Source organism: Rathayibacter sp. VKM Ac-2857, from assembly GCF_013205025.1.
In the GTDB taxonomy this organism is placed as follows: domain Bacteria; phylum Actinomycetota; class Actinomycetes; order Actinomycetales; family Microbacteriaceae; genus Rathayibacter.
Window position 1 is genome coordinate 1 of record NZ_JABMLE010000007.1, and the last position, 1432, is coordinate 1432.

Consider the following 1432-nt stretch of genomic DNA (forward strand, 5'->3'; position numbering starts at 1 on the left):
TGCTGCCAAGAAAAGCATCGACGCGAGGTTCTAGCTGCCCGTACCCCAAACCGACTCAGGTGGTCAGGTAGAGAATACTAAGGAGATCGAGAGAATCGTGGTTAAGGAACTCGGCAAAATGCCCCCGTAACTTCGGGAGAAGGGGGGCCTGAGGCGTGAACGGACTTGCTCCGGGAGCGTTCGATGGCCGCAGAGACCAGTGGGAAGCGACTGTTTACTAAAAACACAGGTCCGTGCTAAGTCGCAAGACGATGTATACGGACTGACGCCTGCCCGGTGCTGGAAGGTTAAGAGGAACGGTTAGCCGCAAGGCGAAGCTGAGAATTTAAGCCCCAGTAAACGGCGGTGGTAACTATAACCATCCTAAGGTAGCGAAATTCCTTGTCGGGTAAGTTCCGACCTGCACGAATGGCGTAACGACTTCCCAGCTGTCTCAACCGCGAACTCGGCGAAATTGCATTACGAGTAAAGATGCTCGTTACGCGCAGCAGGACGGAAAGACCCCGTGACCTTTACTATAGTTTGGTATTGGTGTTCGGTGTGGCTTGTGTAGGATAGGTGGGAGACTGTGAAGCGGGCACGCTAGTGTTCGTGGAGTCATTGTTGAAATACCACTCTGGTCACTCTGGATATCTAACTTCGGACCCTAATCGGGTTCAGGGACAGTGCCTGATGGGTAGTTTAACTGGGGCGGTTGCCTCCTAAAGAGTAACGGAGGCGCCCAAAGGTTCCCTCAACCTGGTTGGCAATCAGGTGTCGAGTGTAAGTGCACAAGGGAGCTTGACTGTGAGACTGACAAGTCGAGCAGGGACGAAAGTCGGGACTAGTGATCCGGCAGTGGCTTGTGGAAGCGCTGTCGCTCAACGGATAAAAGGTACCTCGGGGATAACAGGCTGATCTTGCCCAAGAGTCCATATCGACGGCATGGTTTGGCACCTCGATGTCGGCTCGTCGCATCCTGGGGCTGGAGTAGGTCCCAAGGGTTGGGCTGTTCGCCCATTAAAGCGGTACGCGAGCTGGGTTTAGAACGTCGTGAGACAGTTCGGTCCCTATCCGCTGCGCGCGCAGGAAATTTGAGAAGATCTATCCCTAGTACGAGAGGACCGGGATGGACGAACCTCTGGTGTGTCAGTTGTTCCGCCAGGAGCACCGCTGATTAGCTACGTTCGGAACGGATAACCGCTGAAAGCATCTAAGCGGGAAGCCGGCTTCGAGATGAGATTTCCATCCCTTCGGGGGAGAGGCTCCCAGCCAGACGACTGGGTTGATAGGCCGGATGTGGAAGACAGGACTAAAGACTGTCGGAGCTGACCGGTACTAATAAGCCGATAACTTGATAATCACTACACTCATACCGTTGTAAAGGCTGGTAGGAGTGGTCAGAGATTGCTTGCGTCCACTTTGTGGTTCCCAGAATACGGGCTCCATACCG

The 1432-nt window shown here is 54.1% G+C and carries 1 rRNA gene; it reads left to right on the forward strand.

The window, feature by feature from the left end:
* Positions 1 to 1341 (forward strand): 23S ribosomal RNA (locus HQQ86_RS20860); the annotation flags it as partial.
* Between the last annotated feature and the right edge of the window lie 91 nt (positions 1342 to 1432).